Source organism: Kribbella sp. NPDC020701 (assembly GCF_055562215.1).
The window spans coordinates 122,185-137,726 of the sequence record NZ_JBVHFT010000018.1; the positions used below are offsets into that span (position 1 = coordinate 122,185).

The 15,542-nt window shown below is 66.5% G+C and carries 12 protein-coding genes; 7 read left to right on the forward strand and 5 right to left on the reverse strand.

Translation table 11 applies throughout. The features are described 5' to 3' along the window. Positions 1–9: 9 nt before the first annotated feature. Positions 10–540 (forward strand): LacI family DNA-binding transcriptional regulator, encoded by a 531-nt coding sequence (locus ACZ3HV_RS35355; protein WP_465690897.1) that lies wholly within the window; start codon positions 10–12, stop codon positions 538–540. A 31-nt stretch (positions 541–571) separates the two neighbouring features. Here ACZ3HV_RS35355 and ACZ3HV_RS35360 read toward each other — a convergent pair whose 3' ends face one another. Further along, entirely contained in the window at positions 572–1,678 is a 1,107-nt protein-coding gene (locus tag ACZ3HV_RS35360; RefSeq protein ID WP_465690899.1) for a LacI family DNA-binding transcriptional regulator, read from the reverse strand. 33 nt (positions 1,679–1,711) lie between these two features. After that, on the reverse strand, positions 1,712–2,779 hold the full coding sequence (locus tag ACZ3HV_RS35365) for a LacI family DNA-binding transcriptional regulator (RefSeq protein WP_465690901.1): 1,068 nt from the start codon (positions 2,777–2,779) through the stop codon (positions 1,712–1,714). 105 nt (positions 2,780–2,884) lie between these two features. On the opposite strand from ACZ3HV_RS35365, the gene ACZ3HV_RS35370 reads away from it, so the two are divergent. Then, positions 2,885–3,694 carry an alpha/beta fold hydrolase gene (locus ACZ3HV_RS35370; RefSeq protein WP_465690903.1) on the forward strand — a complete coding sequence of 270 codons (810 nt, stop codon included), beginning with the start codon at positions 2,885–2,887 and terminating at the stop codon, positions 3,692–3,694. Positions 3,695–3,715: 21 nt separating this feature from the next. Here ACZ3HV_RS35370 and ACZ3HV_RS35375 read toward each other — a convergent pair whose 3' ends face one another. From ACZ3HV_RS35375 to ACZ3HV_RS35385, 3 genes are read right to left on the reverse strand one after another with little or no spacing between them, the layout of a single operon-like run. Next, positions 3,716–5,758, reverse strand: a complete 2,043-nt coding sequence (locus tag ACZ3HV_RS35375) for a glycoside hydrolase family 36 protein (RefSeq protein ID WP_465690905.1) — start codon at positions 5,756–5,758, stop codon at positions 3,716–3,718. A 9-nt stretch (positions 5,759–5,767) separates the two neighbouring features. After that, positions 5,768–6,517, reverse strand: coding sequence for a FadR/GntR family transcriptional regulator (locus tag ACZ3HV_RS35380; RefSeq protein ID WP_465690907.1), 750 nt, complete (start codon positions 6,515–6,517; stop codon positions 5,768–5,770). Then, positions 6,514–7,833 (reverse strand): L-fuconate dehydratase, encoded by a 1,320-nt coding sequence (locus ACZ3HV_RS35385; RefSeq protein ID WP_465690909.1) that lies wholly within the window; start codon positions 7,831–7,833, stop codon positions 6,514–6,516. The genes ACZ3HV_RS35380 and ACZ3HV_RS35385 overlap by 4 nt, the downstream gene beginning before the upstream one ends. Positions 7,834–7,973: 140 nt before the next feature. On the opposite strand from ACZ3HV_RS35385, the gene ACZ3HV_RS35390 reads away from it, so the two are divergent. The 5 genes from ACZ3HV_RS35390 to ACZ3HV_RS35410 all read left to right on the forward strand — a co-directional run bounded on the left by ACZ3HV_RS35390 (position 7,974) and on the right by ACZ3HV_RS35410 (position 15,531). After that, the gene (locus ACZ3HV_RS35390) at positions 7,974–10,349 is read left to right on the forward strand and encodes a glycoside hydrolase family 95 protein (RefSeq protein WP_465690911.1); all 2,376 of its coding nucleotides are present in this window, start codon (positions 7,974–7,976) and stop codon (positions 10,347–10,349) included. Between the two features lie 25 nt (positions 10,350–10,374). Beyond that, positions 10,375–11,367, forward strand: a complete 993-nt coding sequence (locus ACZ3HV_RS35395; RefSeq protein ID WP_329479041.1) for an ABC transporter permease — start codon at positions 10,375–10,377, stop codon at positions 11,365–11,367. Continuing rightward, positions 11,364–12,314, forward strand: coding sequence for a carbohydrate ABC transporter permease (locus ACZ3HV_RS35400; RefSeq protein WP_465690913.1), 951 nt, complete (start codon positions 11,364–11,366; stop codon positions 12,312–12,314). Before ACZ3HV_RS35395 ends, ACZ3HV_RS35400 begins: the two co-directional genes overlap by 4 nt. Positions 12,315–12,349: 35 nt before the next feature. Continuing rightward, on the forward strand, positions 12,350–14,038 hold the full coding sequence (locus tag ACZ3HV_RS35405) for a type 2 periplasmic-binding domain-containing protein (RefSeq protein ID WP_465690915.1): 1,689 nt from the start codon (positions 12,350–12,352) through the stop codon (positions 14,036–14,038). A 65-nt stretch (positions 14,039–14,103) separates the two neighbouring features. Further along, on the forward strand, positions 14,104–15,531 hold the full coding sequence (locus tag ACZ3HV_RS35410; protein WP_465690917.1) for an alpha-L-fucosidase: 1,428 nt from the start codon (positions 14,104–14,106) through the stop codon (positions 15,529–15,531). Positions 15,532–15,542: the final 11 nt, after the last annotated feature.

Genomic DNA, 15,542 nt, shown 5'->3' on the forward strand with positions numbered 1-15,542 from the left:
TCGTTCTCGATGTCCGCCCCACGGAGGAAGCTCGCAGTGGTCGCCCGTGACGCCGGTGTGTCGATCTCGACGGTCTCGAAAGTCTTGCGCGCCTATCCGGACGTCGCGCCGGCGACCAGGGCCCGGGTGCGTGACGCACTGCGCCGTGCCGGGTACGCGCTGGATTCCGGTGCTACGGGCAACCGGCGCGACGAGTCGAGCCTGGTCGACGTTGTGGTCGCGACTCAGCGGAACGGCTGGGCCGGCGAGGTTCTCGCCGGCCTGGCCGGCCTCGCCCGGGAGCCGGGGCTGGCCGTCGTCGTCACCATGGTTGATGCCGGGGAGCCGGTACCCCGGCTGTGGCTGGAGCAGCTCTTCGCCCGCGGCACCCGTGGCGTCATCGGCATCGACGCCGACTTCACCGACGGCCAGCGGGCGTATCTCGCGGCCTATGAGATCCCGTGCGTCATGCTCCACGCCGGTGCCGAGCTGTCGCTCCCCGACGTCCTCGCGGCGATCCTCGACGGCGCGCCGCCGGCACGATCCATGGCCGCTGGCTGACCTGCGGCGAAGGCGCTGAACGGTCGCCCGTTCAGCCGAGCCTGCTGACCGAGTCGCGGACCACCACATGGGTCCTGAAGAGCCGGTGGTCTCCGGTCCAGTCGGGCTGTTGGTGCCGGGAGTCCAGCGCGATCTTCGCCGCCGTTCGTCCGAGCTCCTCGTAAGGCACGTGGACCGAGGTCAGGCGGGGGCGGAGGTCCTGCGCCAGCTCGACGTCGTCGTAACCGACCACCGAGAGATCCCCGGGAACGCTCAGATCGAACTCGGCGGCGGCCGCGTAGACCCCAGCGGCCACGACGTCGGTGGCCGCGAAAACCGCCGTGAAGTCCTGACCCGCGGTCAGCCTGGCCTTCGTCAGCTGATAGCCGGACGCCCGGGTGAAGACACCGTGCTCAACCAGCCCCGCGGCGTCCGGTACGCCGAAGTCGAGGAGAGCTCGCCGATGTCCCGACAGCCGCTGGATGCTGGTGCTCTGGCGCTCGGGACCGGCAAGGAAGAGGATCCGGCGGTGGCCCTGCGACAACAGATGGCTGGTCATCGCGTAGGCGCCCTGCTCGTTGTCGTACTCGATCACTGCGGTGGGCACGTCCTCGCCCAGTGGAGGTCGTCCACACAGCACGAGAAGCGAACCGGCGGAGTGTAGTGAGCGGGCCAGATCCTTCATCTTCGTGCGGTAATCGGCGGCTTCAGCGGTCACACCACCGATGAGGATCACGGCACCGGCGCGCTGTTCGCGCATCAGTTGCACCAGGGCGAGCTCACGCACCGGATCGCCTTGGGTGGTTCCGATCAGGCTGAGCCATCCACGGCGTGACGCCTCCTGCTCGACCCCGTGTGCCGCGTCCGCGAAAGACTGCCCGCGGACATCGGCGAGGATGAAGGCGATGGTCTTCGACTGCACTCCGGCCAAGGCTCGGGCGTGGGTGTTGGCGGAGTAGTTGAGCTCGCGGATCGATCGCATAACGCGCTGGTTCGCCGAACGGGAGACCGGGTAGTTGCCGGCCAGGACGCGGGAAACCGTCGCGGGCGATACTCCGGCGTGCGCGGCGACATCGGCCAGTGTGGGGGAGGTCGAGGACTTGCGACGGCTGACGGTGCGGTCGTCGGCGCCCGTCCCCGCCGAACTCCTGCGTGCCATGGTCCTCGCTCTCCCGTGCCGTCGATGCCGAGTCTAGTTTCGCGTGTGACCGTTGGGCGGAGCGGTCGACTCTCTGATCACCACGTGCGTCCCGAGCATCATGTGCTGATCCAGCGCGTACTCGTCGCGATGGAGTGCGAGCCGTACGGCGGCACGCCCGAGCTCCTCGTGGGGGATGCGTACCGTCGTCAGAGCTGGGCTGAGGTCGGCGCTGAGGGGGATGTCGTCGTACCCGGCGACGGAGATGTCCTGGGGAACCCGCAGGCCCGCCTCGCGGAGCGCGGCGAGGACACCGGTCGCGACCATGTCCGTGATTCCGATGACGGCGGTCATGCCGGTGTCCCTGGCCAGCAACGCCTTGGTGTGACGGTAACCGGACTCGCGATCGAAGTTGCCGCCGACAACGAGGTCGGGATCGACGGCCAGATCGTGTGCCGCGTGGGCGCGGCTGAAGCCGTGGAAACGCGCGCTGGTCGTGGTGTGTTCAGGCTCCGCGGCTCCGACGAACGCGATGCGGCGATGACCGAGCGAGAGCAGGTAGTTCGTCACCGCGAACGCTCCGCCTTCGTTGTCGTACTCGACGACGGTTGCCGGGGCATCCGGGCCGATCGGCGGACGTCCGCAGAGCACCAGGCGGGAGCCGACCCGCTCCAGGGACCGAGCGATCTGTGCCATGCGCTCGATGTGTTCCGCAGTACGCAGTCCGCCGCCGACCAGCACCACCGCCTCGGCCTGTTGCTCGCGCATCAGTTCGATGATCTCCAGTTCGCGGTCCGGATCGCCGTGATGAGTGCACACCAGGCACAGCCGGCCCTCGGCGGTGGCCTGCTGCTCGACGCCTTGCCCGATGTAGGCGAACAGCGGGCCGACCAGGTCGCGGACGACGAACGCGACAGTTCGGGTCGAGCCACCGACCAGGGCGCGGGCCTGCGCGTTGATCACGTAATCGAGGTCCTGCACGGCCCGTAGCACCCGTTTGCGGGTCGAGGCGCTCACCGGATAGGTGCCGCCGAGCACCCTCGAAACCGTCGTGGCGCTGACGCCGGCGGCCGCGGCGACGTCCTTCACCGTCGGACGGTTCCCGAGGCTCACTCTGGCCACGCGCCACCCCTTTGTCCCGGTCGAAAATTTCTGTCCTGGCACCGCGTAGAAAACGTTAACTATGCTGCCATTCATGGCGGCGGTTGTCGAAGCTCGTGAGTCCTGATGACGGATCCCGTCACGGTCCCGCTCTGGTTGACTGACACCGGCGCCGGTGACCCGCTGCTGCTCGTGCATGGCTGGGGTGGTGACGGCCGGGCTTGGAGCGGCCTGAGCTTCGCGCGACACCGGGTCGTCACGGTCGACCTGCGCGGTCACGGACGCTCGCCCGTACCCGGGCACGGGTATCGGCCATCGGACTACGCACGAGACCTCGCGGCGCTCGTCGAACGGCTGGATCTTGGTCCGGTCGTGGCGATCGGGCACTCGATGGGTGGGCAAATCGTCGCCGAGCTCGCCCTCGAGTACCCGGAGCTGGTCGCAGCGGTTGTCGTCGTTGATCCTGCGTACGGCGCGGATGAGGAAGAAGCAGCGACGTTCAGGCAGCGCCTGGCAGCGCTCAGGCAGGACGGACCAGAGGCAGCTCTCCGTCAGCTGGAGGCGCTCGCCGGCGAGGTTCGCGACCAGCTGCTCGCGACGCCGGGACCTGTGCTGGCCGAGAGCTATGCGGGGATGTACACGGATCCAGACGCCTTCGGTGCGCGTTCGGCCGCTGCCGCGCGGCTCGCGGCGTTGACTCGGCCCTTGCTCTGCGTCCGGCCGGTTCCCTCGATGGCCGCGTGGGACCTCAGCCTTTCACTGCCGTACGGATCGCGAGTCGTCCTGTGGAACGGCTGCGGACACTTCCTCCATCACGAGCGCCCGACGCAGTTCGTCGATCTGGTCGAGAGCTGGCTGACGGCGTTGCCGGACCGCCGATGCGACACCCCACGCACCGAAGGTTTCTCCACCGACGGGACGCCGGCGACATCTTGACACTGCGGTGCGAGGAGTCGGTCACGTTCGCTCCGTGGTGGGTGTCAGGCGGAGGACGCGGGCGGAGGGTTCGGGAGTGTTGGTGGTGATGGTGAGTGCGTCGTCGGTCCAGGTGTGGGTCCAGTCGGTGAGGCGAGTGGGGAAATGAGGATCGATCTTTGCTCGGCGGATGGGGAGAGTGATGGTGGATGGGCCGGGAGCGCGGTGCCAGAGGGTCAGGTACGAGACGTCGGGGCCGTTGAGTGAGAGGGCGATCCACTCGTCGGTCCAGGCTGGGAGACCTAGCGGCCAGGCGGGGACCAGGGTGTCGAGATCGTCGAGTACGACGCGATGCGCGGCAACAGCGGACCGGACCAGGTCGCGCTCGGTCGGCGTCATGTGGTTGAGGTGGCCCGACAGGTAGAGGCGGCCGGGGACGCCGTTGACGAGGGCGAAGATGAATTCCTCGCGGGTGGTGCCGCTGATCGGGTAGGCCCAGTGGCCGGCCTGTTCCGGCAGTACCGCGGCAGGAGCCGCTGCGGTGATCGGTGCGTAGAGCAACGGATGTTCCTGGTCCGAAGTCGACTGCAGATGAAGGCGGGACAGCATCGCGTAGTCCATCCGCATCGCACCCGAGGCGCAGTTCTCGATCAGCAGGTCCGGGTGGCGTGTCTGGAGGCCGTCGAGCCAGTCGAGCAGCGCCCGTTGGTGTTCGAGCAGCCCGTGGCCGAGCGACGTACCGCCCTTGTCGGTGCCGGGACCGGTCATCGTGTTGTTGTCGAACTTGAAGAAGCCGACGCCGAAGTCGGACACCAGGCGGTCGACCGTGTCGTCGAGATGCTTGCGGGCGGCTGTGCTGCGGAGGTCGAGCAGGTAGCGGCCGGACTCTGCGACCCGAGTGCCGCGGCGAGTGAGGAAAGCTTCGTCGGGGAGTTCACGTGCGATCGGTGAGCGTACGCCGATCACCTCGGGCTCGAGCCAGAGGCCGGGCACCATGCCGTGGGAGTGGATCCGGTCGATCACCTCGGTGAGCCCGTTCGGGAACCGGGTGGTCGACGGTTGCCAGGCTCCGACGGTGTTCCACCAGTCACCGTCGGCGTACCATCCGGCGTCGATGCAGAAGTAGTCCGCCCCCACGTCCGCGGCCGCGTCGATCAGCGGCAGGAGTTTCTCGGTCGTCGGATCACCCACGAGGGTATTCATGTAGTCGTTGAAGATCACCGGCATCCGGTCGTCGATCGGACGTCGGTTGCGTACGGCGCGGCGTTGACGGGTGAGTGCGGCGAACACACTGTCTCGATCCGTTCCGACGACGAGTGACACGGGCACCGTCGTGAATGGCTTGCCGGCTGTGAGCTCGACACTCCATTGATGTTCCTGGTCGGTGGGGCCGCTGAGCAGCAGGTAGCCGCCGCGCCGGGTCTCGCCGATCTCGTAGTGCCACGGTCCGTTGTGCTCGATCTGCCAGCCGAGGGCGTACGGCGTACCCGACTCGACCAGCACACCGACGGGCAGCCGCTCCCCGCTCGACCATGAGCCGGTGTTGGTCACCGTCTGCCGGCTCCGGGCGACGTGATGATGCGGATCGCGGACGATGTTCGCCAGTGCCTCAGCGCGCAGTGGTTGGGCTGACCATCGGTTCTCCGCCATCCAGCTGTTGGCGGCGGAGTACAGCTCGGCGTCGATCGACGCGAGGCCGACGACCAGGGACGACAGGAAGGTGAGTTCAAGCCTCCCCGGGCCGGCTAGCGAGGCTTCGGACCAGGCGCGTACGCCGGCGCGGGCTTCGAACACAGTGGTAACGCGCAGACCGGTGGTGGGCTCCTCCTGAGTGATGCGCAACGTCGTCTGGGTTTCCTCGTGACGGACGTAGCGCAACTGTTGCCCAAGACTGGTGTCGACGTGCCGGTTGGTGCTCGGCGAGAGTCCGTGCCCGACGGCGGAGACCTCGACGAGTGGCTGGCTGGGGTCCGCCGCTCTGCCGTCCGGCTGTGAGGCTGGGCGTACGGCGATGAGCCGCACCGGGCCGTCGTCAAGCGCGAAGGTGAGCGTCAGGTCAGGCGTACTCCAGCGCAGCAGCTTCATCCACAGCCCTCATTTCGTGGTCGGGCTCACGATGCTTCGTTCGAGGAGGTAGTCCTCGACGGTGAACAGGTGGGCGGCCATGCGGGTGCGTGCCCGGTCGGGGTCCTGGGCTGTGAGCGCGGCGAGGATCGAGAGGTGCTCGCGGTGGGCGGTCTCGTCGGCGCCGGGCTGGGAGATGGATCGGCGCAGTCGGTCGCGCATCGTTCGTCCACCCAGCGCGTCGATCAGCGCGGCCAGCACAGGGTTGCAGGCCGCCTCCGCGATAATGCGATGGAAGGCGATGTCATTCTCGATCACCGTCTCGTGGTTGGGTTCGTCGAGTGTCAGTTGGGCCTCGTTGTGGCGCAACAGTTCGGCGGCGGCGTCGAGCTCCGCGGAGCCGATCCGCAGCGCGGCCGCGGCGGCGGCTTCGGTCTCCAGGATCCGGCGTACTGCGTGCAGGTGATGGGTCCCACTGCCGTCCTGCAGGTCGACAACGAAGCCGAGCGGGGCCAGCAGCATCGAAGAATCCAGCTTGGTGACATAGGTACCGTCACCTTGGCGCGTCTCGAGGACCCCCATCATCGACAGGGCGCGCACCCCCTCGCGCAAGGGGTTCCTGGACACGCCGAATGCCGCGGCGAGGTCCTTCTCGACGGGCAGCCGGTCGCCCGGCCGGAGCCGGCCGTCGATGATCATCTGCCGGATGCTCTCGACTACGACATCGGTCTGTGAAACGCCGGGGGTGCGCGACTGCTCGGCCAGCTTGCCGGGGGTCATGGAAGTGGCTCACTGTCCGTGCGGGCTGCCCAGTAGGCACCGTCCGGGAACTGATAGGTCTGCAGTGACGCTCTGTACATCTCGGCACTGTAGCCCGGTGCGGTCGGAAGCACGTACGCACCGTTCCGGATCACGCAGGGGTCGACGAAGTGTTCGTGCAGGTGGTCGACGTACTCGGTCACGCGGCGGTCGAGGCTGCCTGATACGGCTACGTAGTCGAAGATCGCGAGGTGCTGGACGAGCTCGCACAGGCCGACACCACCCGCGTGTGGGCAGACCGGTACGTCGAACACCGCGGCGAGAAGGTAGACCGCGAGTACTTCGTTGACGCTGCCGAGGCGGGCTGCGTCGAGCTGGCAGTAGTCGATGGCGCCGGCCTGGAACATCTGCTTGAAGAGCACCCGGTTCATCCCGTGCTCGCCGGTGGCGACGCCGATGGGCGCCACGGCCTTGCGGATCGCGGCGTGACCGAGGATGTCGTCGGGACTGGTCGGTTCCTCGATCCACAGCGGGTCGAACTCGGCCAGCGCCTTGACCCATTCGATCGCCTGCGGCACGTCCCACACCTGGTTCGCGTCAATCATCAGGTGACCGTCCGGCCCGAGGACCTCGCGGGCGATGCCGCAGCGCCGGATGTCGTCGTCCAGGTCGGCACCGACCTTGAGCTTGACGTGTTTGTAGCCTGAGGCAACGGCTTCCTCGCAGAGCCTGCGTAGCTTGGCGTCGGAGTATCCGAGCCAGCCGGCAGAGGTGGTGTAGCACGGGTAGCCGGATGCCTCGAGTTCCCCGATTCGTTGCTTGCGGCCCAATTCTTGCTGTTCGAGCAGGGTGACAGCTTGTTCCGGTGTCAGCACGTCGGTGAGATACCGCAGATCGGCGGCCTCGACGAGTTGTTCGGGCGACATGTCCGTCAGCAGCCGCCACAGTGGTACGCCGGCCCGTCGCGCAGCCAGATCCCAGACCGCGTTCATCACCGCGGCCAGGGCCAGATGGATGACGCCCTTGTCCGGGCCGAGCCATCGCAACTGACTGTCCGACTGCAGTTCGCGGTAGGTCCCGCCGAGGTTTTCACACAGTTCGCCGACGTCTCGCCCGACCAGTGGCTCGGCGCGCTGAGCGGCGGCCGCGACGCACAGGTCGTTACCGCGCCCGATGGTGAAGGTGAAGCCGTGCCCGGCGAGATCCGGGTCGTCGGTGTGCAGGACGACGTACGCCGCGGAGTGGTCGCCGTCCTTGTTCATCGCGTCGGATCCGTCGCTGGTCAGCGAGGTCGGGAAGCGGACGTCGACGACCTCCACCGAGGTGATGCGTGGCATGGCAGGCCCCTGTCGATCAGCGATAGATGGGATCTTTCTGAGCTTTGATGCCGTTCAGTATGGACCAGTGTGCGAGCGAGCGCTACGATCCCGACAATTCATAGGATTAATACCTCGTCATCTCGACGGAGGACCGTGGTATGGGCAACCTGGTGAGCTCGGACCGCTCCGGCATGCAGCGGCTGTTCTACGACCGGCCGGCCGCAACGTGGCTGGAGGCGTTGCCGCTCGGCAACGGGCGGATCGGGGCGATGTGCTTCGGTGGTATCGGCAGGGATCGGATCGGACTGAACGACGAGACTCTGTGGTCCGGCGGTCCGGAGACCGCTCGCTCGTTGTCGACTCCGCTCGGTGCGACCGGCGCCGACGCCGTACAGGCTGTGCGCGACGCGCTCGGGGACGGCGACATTCGCCGGGCGCATGAGTTGGCCCGCGGTCTTCACTCCGGCTACTGCCAGGCGTACCTGCCCTTGGGTGATCTCCTGCTGGACCTTCGTGTCGATGGCGCCACGCCTGCCGCAAGCGATGTGGCGCACTACCGGCGGGAGCTTGATCTCGATACCGCGACGGCAACGGCGGAGTTCGACATCGGCGGAGTTGTGGTGCGGCAGGAGGCCTTCGTCAGTGCGCCGGTCGGTGTCCTGGTTGTGCGAATGACCGCCTCCCAGCCGGTGCTGGCGCTGACTTGCCGGTTGACATCGCAGTTGCACTCGCGAGCGCACGCAGTCGAGGACGGGCTCGGATTGCTGCTGCAGGCTCCGGCCGATGTCGCTCCTCCGCATCGCGATGTTCCGGAACCGATCCGGTACTCCGAGGGCGCGGACCGCGGCATGGCAGCGGCGATCGCGCTGCGTGCCGCGAGCGACGGGGAGATCCGAGCCGGGGAAGCCGAGCTCACGGTCGAAGACGCAACCGAAGTCACGCTGATCCTCTCCACCGGCACTGGGTACGCCGGGCCGTCGACCTCGCCGACTCGATCGGCAGCGGACTGCTGGGCTGCCGCGGATCAGACGGTGCTGGGGGCGCGCGATCGCGAGTACGCCCAACTCCTGGCTGATCATCGGCAGGACCACCAGCGGCTGTTCCGTCGTTCGTCGCTCGAGCTGGCCGGTCCGGCAGGTCAGGCCGATCTGCCGACCGACGTGCGGGTCGCGCGAGCGGGCGATGCCGAGGATCCTGCGCTGGCGGCGCTGCTGTTCAACTACGGTCGCTACCTGATGATCGCGAGTTCGCGATCGGGTGGCCTGCCGACGAATCTGCAGGGGATCTGGAACGACATCCTGCGGCCGCCGTGGAGTTCGAACTTCACGATCAACATCAACACCGAGATGAACTACTGGCCGGCGGAGACGACCAACCTGTCCGAGTGTCACGAACCGCTGCTCCGGTATATCGATCAGCTTGCCCAGGCGGGTCGTCGGACGGCTCGCGAGCGGTACGGCTGCGGCGGTTGGACCGCGCACCACAATGCCGACGCATGGTGCTGGACCTTCCCCGTCGAGGGTGATCCGCGGTGGTCGAACTGGCCGATGGCCGGTGCCTGGCTGTCGCGCCATCTGTGGGACCACTACGAGTTCACCGGGGATCTGGAGTTCCTCGGCGAGTCGTGGCGCGTGCTGCGGGGGGCCGCGGAGTTCTGCCTGGACTGGCTGGTGGAGATGCCGGACGGCACCCTCGGTACGGCGCCGTCGACATCGCCGGAGAACGACTACATCGCCGACGACGGACAGCCCGCATCGGTGACCCGGTCGGCGACCATGGACCTGACCCTGATCTCGGATCTCTTCCAGCGGGTCGAACAGGCTGCCGAGCTGCTCGATGTCGTCGACTCCCTTGTCGCTGAGCTGTCCACTGCCCGCAAGCGACTGCCCGAGCCGCCGGTCGGTGCGCAGGGACAGCTGCAGGAGTGGGCAGCGGACCTGCTCGAAGAAGATCCGCACCACCGGCACATGTCACATCTGGTCGGTCTCCATCCCGGCGATGCGATCACGCCGGACAGCACACCGGTCCTCGCGGCCGCGGCGGCGCGGACGCTGGACCTGCGGGGCGACGAGGCCACGGGCTGGTCGCTGGCGTGGAAGATCAATCTGCGGGCACGTCTTCGCGATGCGGTAGCGGCGCACCGCCTGGTCCAGGCGTTCCTGAGGCCCGCGGACGACTCCGCGACGGGGCGACCTGGCAGCGGCGCGGGCGTCTACCCGAATCTGTTCTGTGCACATCCTCCCTTCCAGATCGACGGCAACTTCGGTGCGACGGCGGGAATTGCGGAGATGCTGCTGCACAGTCACACCGGCGAGATCGAACTGCTGCCCGCTCTGCCCGCCGAATGGCCGAGCGGGCGGGTGACGGGTCTGAGGGCTCGTGGCGGGGTCACCGTCGACATCGCCTGGACGCCACGCGGCGTCGAAGCGGTCCTGACCGCCGATCGGGATCAGGAGCGGGTCGTACGCCACGGCGACGATCGGATGCCGGTCACGTTGACGGCCGGCGTCGGCCACCGCGTGAGCTCGAGTTGATCGCCGGCTTGGACGAGGAGGTTTCATGGCAACCCTGACAACCATCCGGCCACCGGCCGGTGAGACACCAGCGCGGCCCAGGCGACGACGGGGACGGGAGCGCCCCGGTATCAAGGGGCTGCGGCGCAGCCTTCAACGGCACTGGACGCTGTACCTGCTGATGGTCGTGCCGCTGATCTGGTTCGCGGTCTTCAAGTACATCCCGATGTCGAACGCGGTCCTGGCGTTCAAGAGTTTCAACGTGATCAAGGGCATCTGGGGAAGCCCGTGGGTGGGCTGGCAGAACTTCGACCTGTTCTTCCACAACCCGGTGTTCTGGACCCTGGTGAAGAACACCTTCATCCTGTCGGTCTACACCGTCGCGGCGAGCTTTCCGATCGCGATCATCCTCGCGCTGGCACTGAACGAGATCCGCACCGGCGTGTTCAAGCGGACGGTGCAGATGGTGACGTACGCGCCGTACTTCATCTCCACGGTCGTGGTCGTATCGATGACGATCCTGGTGTTGTCGCCGCGGTTGGGCATCGTCAACGAGGGGCTCGGGTTCTTCGGCGTTCCCGCGATCGACTTCCTCGGGAACCCGGACTACTTCCGGCACATCTATGTCTGGTCCGACGTGTGGCAGACCACCGGGTACTCCGCGGTGATCTACCTGGCCGCGTTGTCCGGCATCGATCCGGCGCTGCACGAGTCGGCCCGGATCGACGGTGCCAGCCGCTTGCAGCGGATTCGGCACGTGGATCTTCCGGGCATCATGCCGACGGCTGTGATCATCCTGGTGCTTGCTGTAGGCAACATCATGGCGATCGGCTTCGAGAAGGCGTTCCTGTTCCAGAACCCGCTGAACCTGAGCCAGTCCGAGATCATCGCCACCTATGTGTACAAGACGGGTCTGCTGAACGCGGACTTCAGCGGCGCCACCGCGGTCGGGCTGTTCAACTCGGTGATCAACCTGGTGCTGCTGCTGATGGTCAACACGATCGCCAAGCGGATCACCGGGAACGGATTGTGGTCATGAGCGCTCAGACTGAAGCGAGAACGCTGCCGAGCAAGAGAGGCGAGCGCCGTGCGGCGCGGGCACGCCGGATCCGCGAGCCGCGGACCGACCGGATCTTCCTGTTCTGTGTGTATCTGCTGCTGGCAGTGTTCTTCGCGGTCGTCCTGCTGCCGTTGCTGTACATCGTGGCCAGCTCGTTCAGCAGTCCGGCGGCGGTCTCGTCGGGGCGGGTGCTGTTCTGGCCGGTGGAGTTCTCGCTCCGTGGGTACCACGCGGTGTTCCAGAACCCGCAGATCGTCCAGGGCTACCTGAACTCGTTGTTCTACACGGTGGTCGGCACGATCGTCAGCGTCATCATGACGATCGCGATCGCCTACCCGATGTCGCGGCGGACATTGGTCGGCCGGAACGTCGTGATGACGTTGATCCTGTTCACGATGCTGTTCACCGGCGGCCTGATCCCGACGTACCTCGTGGTCCAGTCGGCCGGCCTGCTGGACACGCGGTGGGCGCTGATCATCCCGCAGGCGATCGGGGTCTGGCAGGTCATCATCGCCCGAACCTACTTCCGGACCGCGATCCCCGACGAACTGGTCGAGGCCGCCCAGCTGGACGGGTGTGGTGACCTGCGGTTCCTGTGGTCGGTGGTGATCCCGCTGGCGAAACCGATGATCGCGGTGGTCGCGCTGATGTACGCGATCATGCAGTGGAACTCGTACTTCGACGCGCTGATCTACCTGAAGAACCCTGACCTGTTCCCGCTCCAGCTGGTCCTGCGCAACATCCTCATCCTGAACACGACCGGCGGTGGAGCTGTCGACGCCTCCGTCGTCCTGCAACGCCAGCAACTGGCTGACTTGCTCAAGTACTCGCTGATCGTGGTGGCCAGCGTCCCGGTGCTGCTCATCTATCCGTTCGTCGCGCGCTATTTCACCAAGGGAATCATGATCGGCGCCGTCAAGGGCTGATCCTCCGCATCACCTCGACCCCTGTGAGGGACCTAATGTCTGTACAGTTCACAAAGCGGAGGCGTGCCGCGATCGCCGGCCTGAGTCTCCTGGCACTCACGCTCGCCGCCTGTTCCGGTGGCGGCGGATCGGACGATCAGCAGGGTAAGCCGTTGCCCACGATCACCGGGAATCCTGCGGTCACCCTCGATGTGTTCGCGCCGCAGTCGGCCGACTGGAACCTGGGCACGAACGACTTCACGAAGGCTGTGAAGGAGAAGTTCAACCTCACCATCAAATGGCAGAACACGACGTTCGACGGCGGCCCGGCCAAGGAGAAGCGGCAGATCTCGTTGGCCAGCGGTGACTATCCGGACCTGTATCTGCTGATCCCGTGGGTCGACCAGTTCACCCAGACCGACCTGCTGAAGCTCTCGACCCAGGGTGTCGTCGTACCGCTGAACCAGTTGATCGATCAATACGCGCCGAACATCAAGAAGGCGCTGGACGCCACGCCGGAGTGGAAGGCGATGGCGACCGCGCCGGACGGCAAGATCTACGGGATACCCCAGTGGGTCGACTGCTTCCACTGCACGTACCAGGACAAGCTGTGGATGAATTCGGCCTGGCTGAAGAAGCTCGGCCTGGAGCAGCCGAAGACCACCGAGGACATGCGCAAGGTCCTGCAGGCGTTCAAGACCCAGGACCCGAACGGCAACGGCAAGGCCGATGAGATCCCGCTCAGTGCTGACGTGCGGGACGTGCTGATCCCGTACTTCATGAACGCGTTCATCTACGACCCGCAGGGCACCAGCGGGAACAACAACTCGACCCTGGTACTGAACGACGGCAAGGTCGACATCCAGGCGAACAAGGATGGCTGGAGGGCCGGCCTGAAGTACCTGAATTCGCTCTACAAGGAAGGCCTGATCGACAAGGGCGCCTTCACCCAGAACCCGGACGCCCTGCAGCAGCAGGGCAATCACGCCGGAACGGTCGTCCTCGGCTCCGCGACCGTGCTGCACCCGGGCATCTTCGTCACGACCGGTTCGCCGGACGGACGGGACAAGCAGTACGACGCCGTACCGCCGCTGACCGGGCCGGACGGCGCGAACTTCACCGGCTACAACTTCCCGAGCGCGCCGGGTGCGACGTTCGTACTGACCAGCAAGGCGACGCAGGAGGAGCAGATCCAGGCGATCAAGCTGCTCGACTACATCTTCACCGACGAGGGTCAGATCAACGGCCAGTTCGGCACCGAAGGCAAGACCTGGACCAAGCCGGCGACCGGCGATGTCGCGCTGGACAAGTCGCTGACGCCGATCTTCAAGCAGATCCCGCAAAAGGTCGGAACCAAGCCGCCGAACTCGGGTTGGGGCGCGCTCGCGCAGTACAACAACACGGCCAGGTTCCGGAACTCCGAGGCGATCAGCACCGACCTCTACTCCCAGGCGGGCTACGAGCGACGGCTCTACGAGGCGACCAAGCTGTACGCCGGCCACGAGGACAAGGCCAAGATCTACCCGTACTGGAAGGTGTGGATCGATCCGTCCCTGGCCAACGAGGTCGCGACGATGCAGACCAACATCGACAGCTACGTGCAGCAGAACGCACTCCAGTTCGTCACCGGCTCGAAGAACATCGACACCGACTGGGACGCCTACGTGAAGGGCCTCGACGGCCTCGGACTCAAGCGCTACCTCGAGATCCAGCAAACCGCCTACGACAAGATGCCCGGCAAGTAAGTCACGTCCGGACCGGCCGGAGCCCCTCCGGCCGGTCCAACTTCCCATCCCACGAGGAGCGACCAGTGCCTTTCGACCCGACCTTCGAGTCTTTGACAACGTTCGAATGCCCCGACTGGTTCCGGGACGCGAAACTCGGGATCTGGTCGCACTGGGGACCGCAGTCGGTGCCGCGGTACGGCGACTGGTACGCACGCCACATGTACCGGGAGGGCAGCGATCAGTACCGCTACCACCTGCGGACCTACGGGCACCCGTCGGAGTTCGGCTACAAGGACGTCGTACAGCTGTGGAAGGCCGAGAAGTTCGACCCCCACGAGCTGATGGAGCGCTTCACGGCGGCCGGTGCCCGTTACTTCGTGGCGCAGGCCGTGCACCACGACAACTTCTTCAACTACGAGTCGGCCATCCACCGCTGGAACTCGGTGAAGGTGGGGCCGGGCAAGGACATCCTCGCGCTCTGGAAGGCCGCCGCGGACGATCACGGGTTGCCGTTCGGCATCACCGAACACCTCGGTGCCGCACTGGGATGGTTGTCGGTCAACAAGGGCAGTGACCGCCACGGACCGTTCGCCGGGGTGCCGTACGACGGAACTGATCCGGCCAACCGGGACCTGTACCTCGACAACAGCCGCTACCAGCAAGACGTCGAGGTGCCCGATCCGTGGTACTGCGACGACCCCGGGTGGCACCGGCACTGGCTCGAGGCCGCGACCGAGATGATCGATCGCTATCAGCCCGACGTTCTGTACTCGGACGGGCCGCTGCCTTTCGGAGAGATCGACTACACGCCCGGTCTGCAGGCGGTGTCCCATCTGTACAACACCAGTGCGCGGATCCATGGCACGAACCGTGCGGTCTACCAGCAGAAGGACCGCCGGCCCGCGATCAGCGCCGTCGGCGTGATGGACATCGAACGCAGCCAGACGCCCGGGATCCAGCCGAAGCCCTGGCAGACGGACACGTCGGTCGGAGACTGGTTCTACAACGTTCGCGACGTCTACAAGACCGCCGGCCACGTGGTGGAGATGCTCGTCGACATCGTGTCGAAGAACGGGAACCTCCTGCTCAACGTGCCGCAGTTGCCGGACGGCTCGCTCGACCTCGAATGCAAGCACCTGCTCGACGAGCTCGGCGCCTGGATGAAGGTCTGCGGCGAGGGCATCTACGGCACGCGACCCTTCACGGTGTTCGGTGAGGGGCCTTCGAGCGTGATCATCGACGGTTTCACCGAAGACCGCGTGAGCTGGACGAGTTCCGACTACCGCTTCACCCGCCGGGACAACACCGTGTACGCCTTCCAGCTGGCCTGGCCGGACGACGGCCGGGCCGTGATCCGCAGCATCGCCGGCGAATCCGTCACCGGCGTCCGCCTGCTCGGCCACGGCGCCGTACCCTTCGAGCAGGCCCACGGCATCCTCGTCGTCCGGCTGCCCTCGTCGGCGCCGCTCGAGGTGGCGAACTGCCTCGCCATCGAGCTTCGCGCAGGCTGACCGGAGTGGAG

Bases quoted from the DNA above. Each gene is read 5' to 3' on its own strand.
- ACZ3HV_RS35375 (WP_465690905.1), bottom strand. From the start codon at position 5,758: ATGAAGCTGCTGCGCTGGAGTACGCCTGACCTGACGCTCACCTTCGCG.
- ACZ3HV_RS35370 (WP_465690903.1), top strand. From the start codon at position 2,885: ATGACGGATCCCGTCACGGTCCCGCTCTGGTTGACTGACACCGGCGCC.
- ACZ3HV_RS35400 (WP_465690913.1), top strand. From the start codon at position 11,364: ATGAGCGCTCAGACTGAAGCGAGAACGCTGCCGAGCAAGAGAGGCGAG.
- ACZ3HV_RS35380 (WP_465690907.1), bottom strand. From the start codon at position 6,517: ATGACCCCCGGCAAGCTGGCCGAGCAGTCGCGCACCCCCGGCGTTTCA.
- ACZ3HV_RS35355 (WP_465690897.1), top strand. From the start codon at position 10: ATGTCCGCCCCACGGAGGAAGCTCGCAGTGGTCGCCCGTGACGCCGGT.
- ACZ3HV_RS35390 (WP_465690911.1), top strand. From the start codon at position 7,974: ATGGGCAACCTGGTGAGCTCGGACCGCTCCGGCATGCAGCGGCTGTTC.
- ACZ3HV_RS35405 (WP_465690915.1), top strand. From the start codon at position 12,350: ATGTCTGTACAGTTCACAAAGCGGAGGCGTGCCGCGATCGCCGGCCTG.
- ACZ3HV_RS35360 (WP_465690899.1), bottom strand. From the start codon at position 1,678: ATGGCACGCAGGAGTTCGGCGGGGACGGGCGCCGACGACCGCACCGTC.
- ACZ3HV_RS35395 (WP_329479041.1), top strand. From the start codon at position 10,375: ATGGCAACCCTGACAACCATCCGGCCACCGGCCGGTGAGACACCAGCG.
- ACZ3HV_RS35385 (WP_465690909.1), bottom strand. From the start codon at position 7,833: ATGCCACGCATCACCTCGGTGGAGGTCGTCGACGTCCGCTTCCCGACC.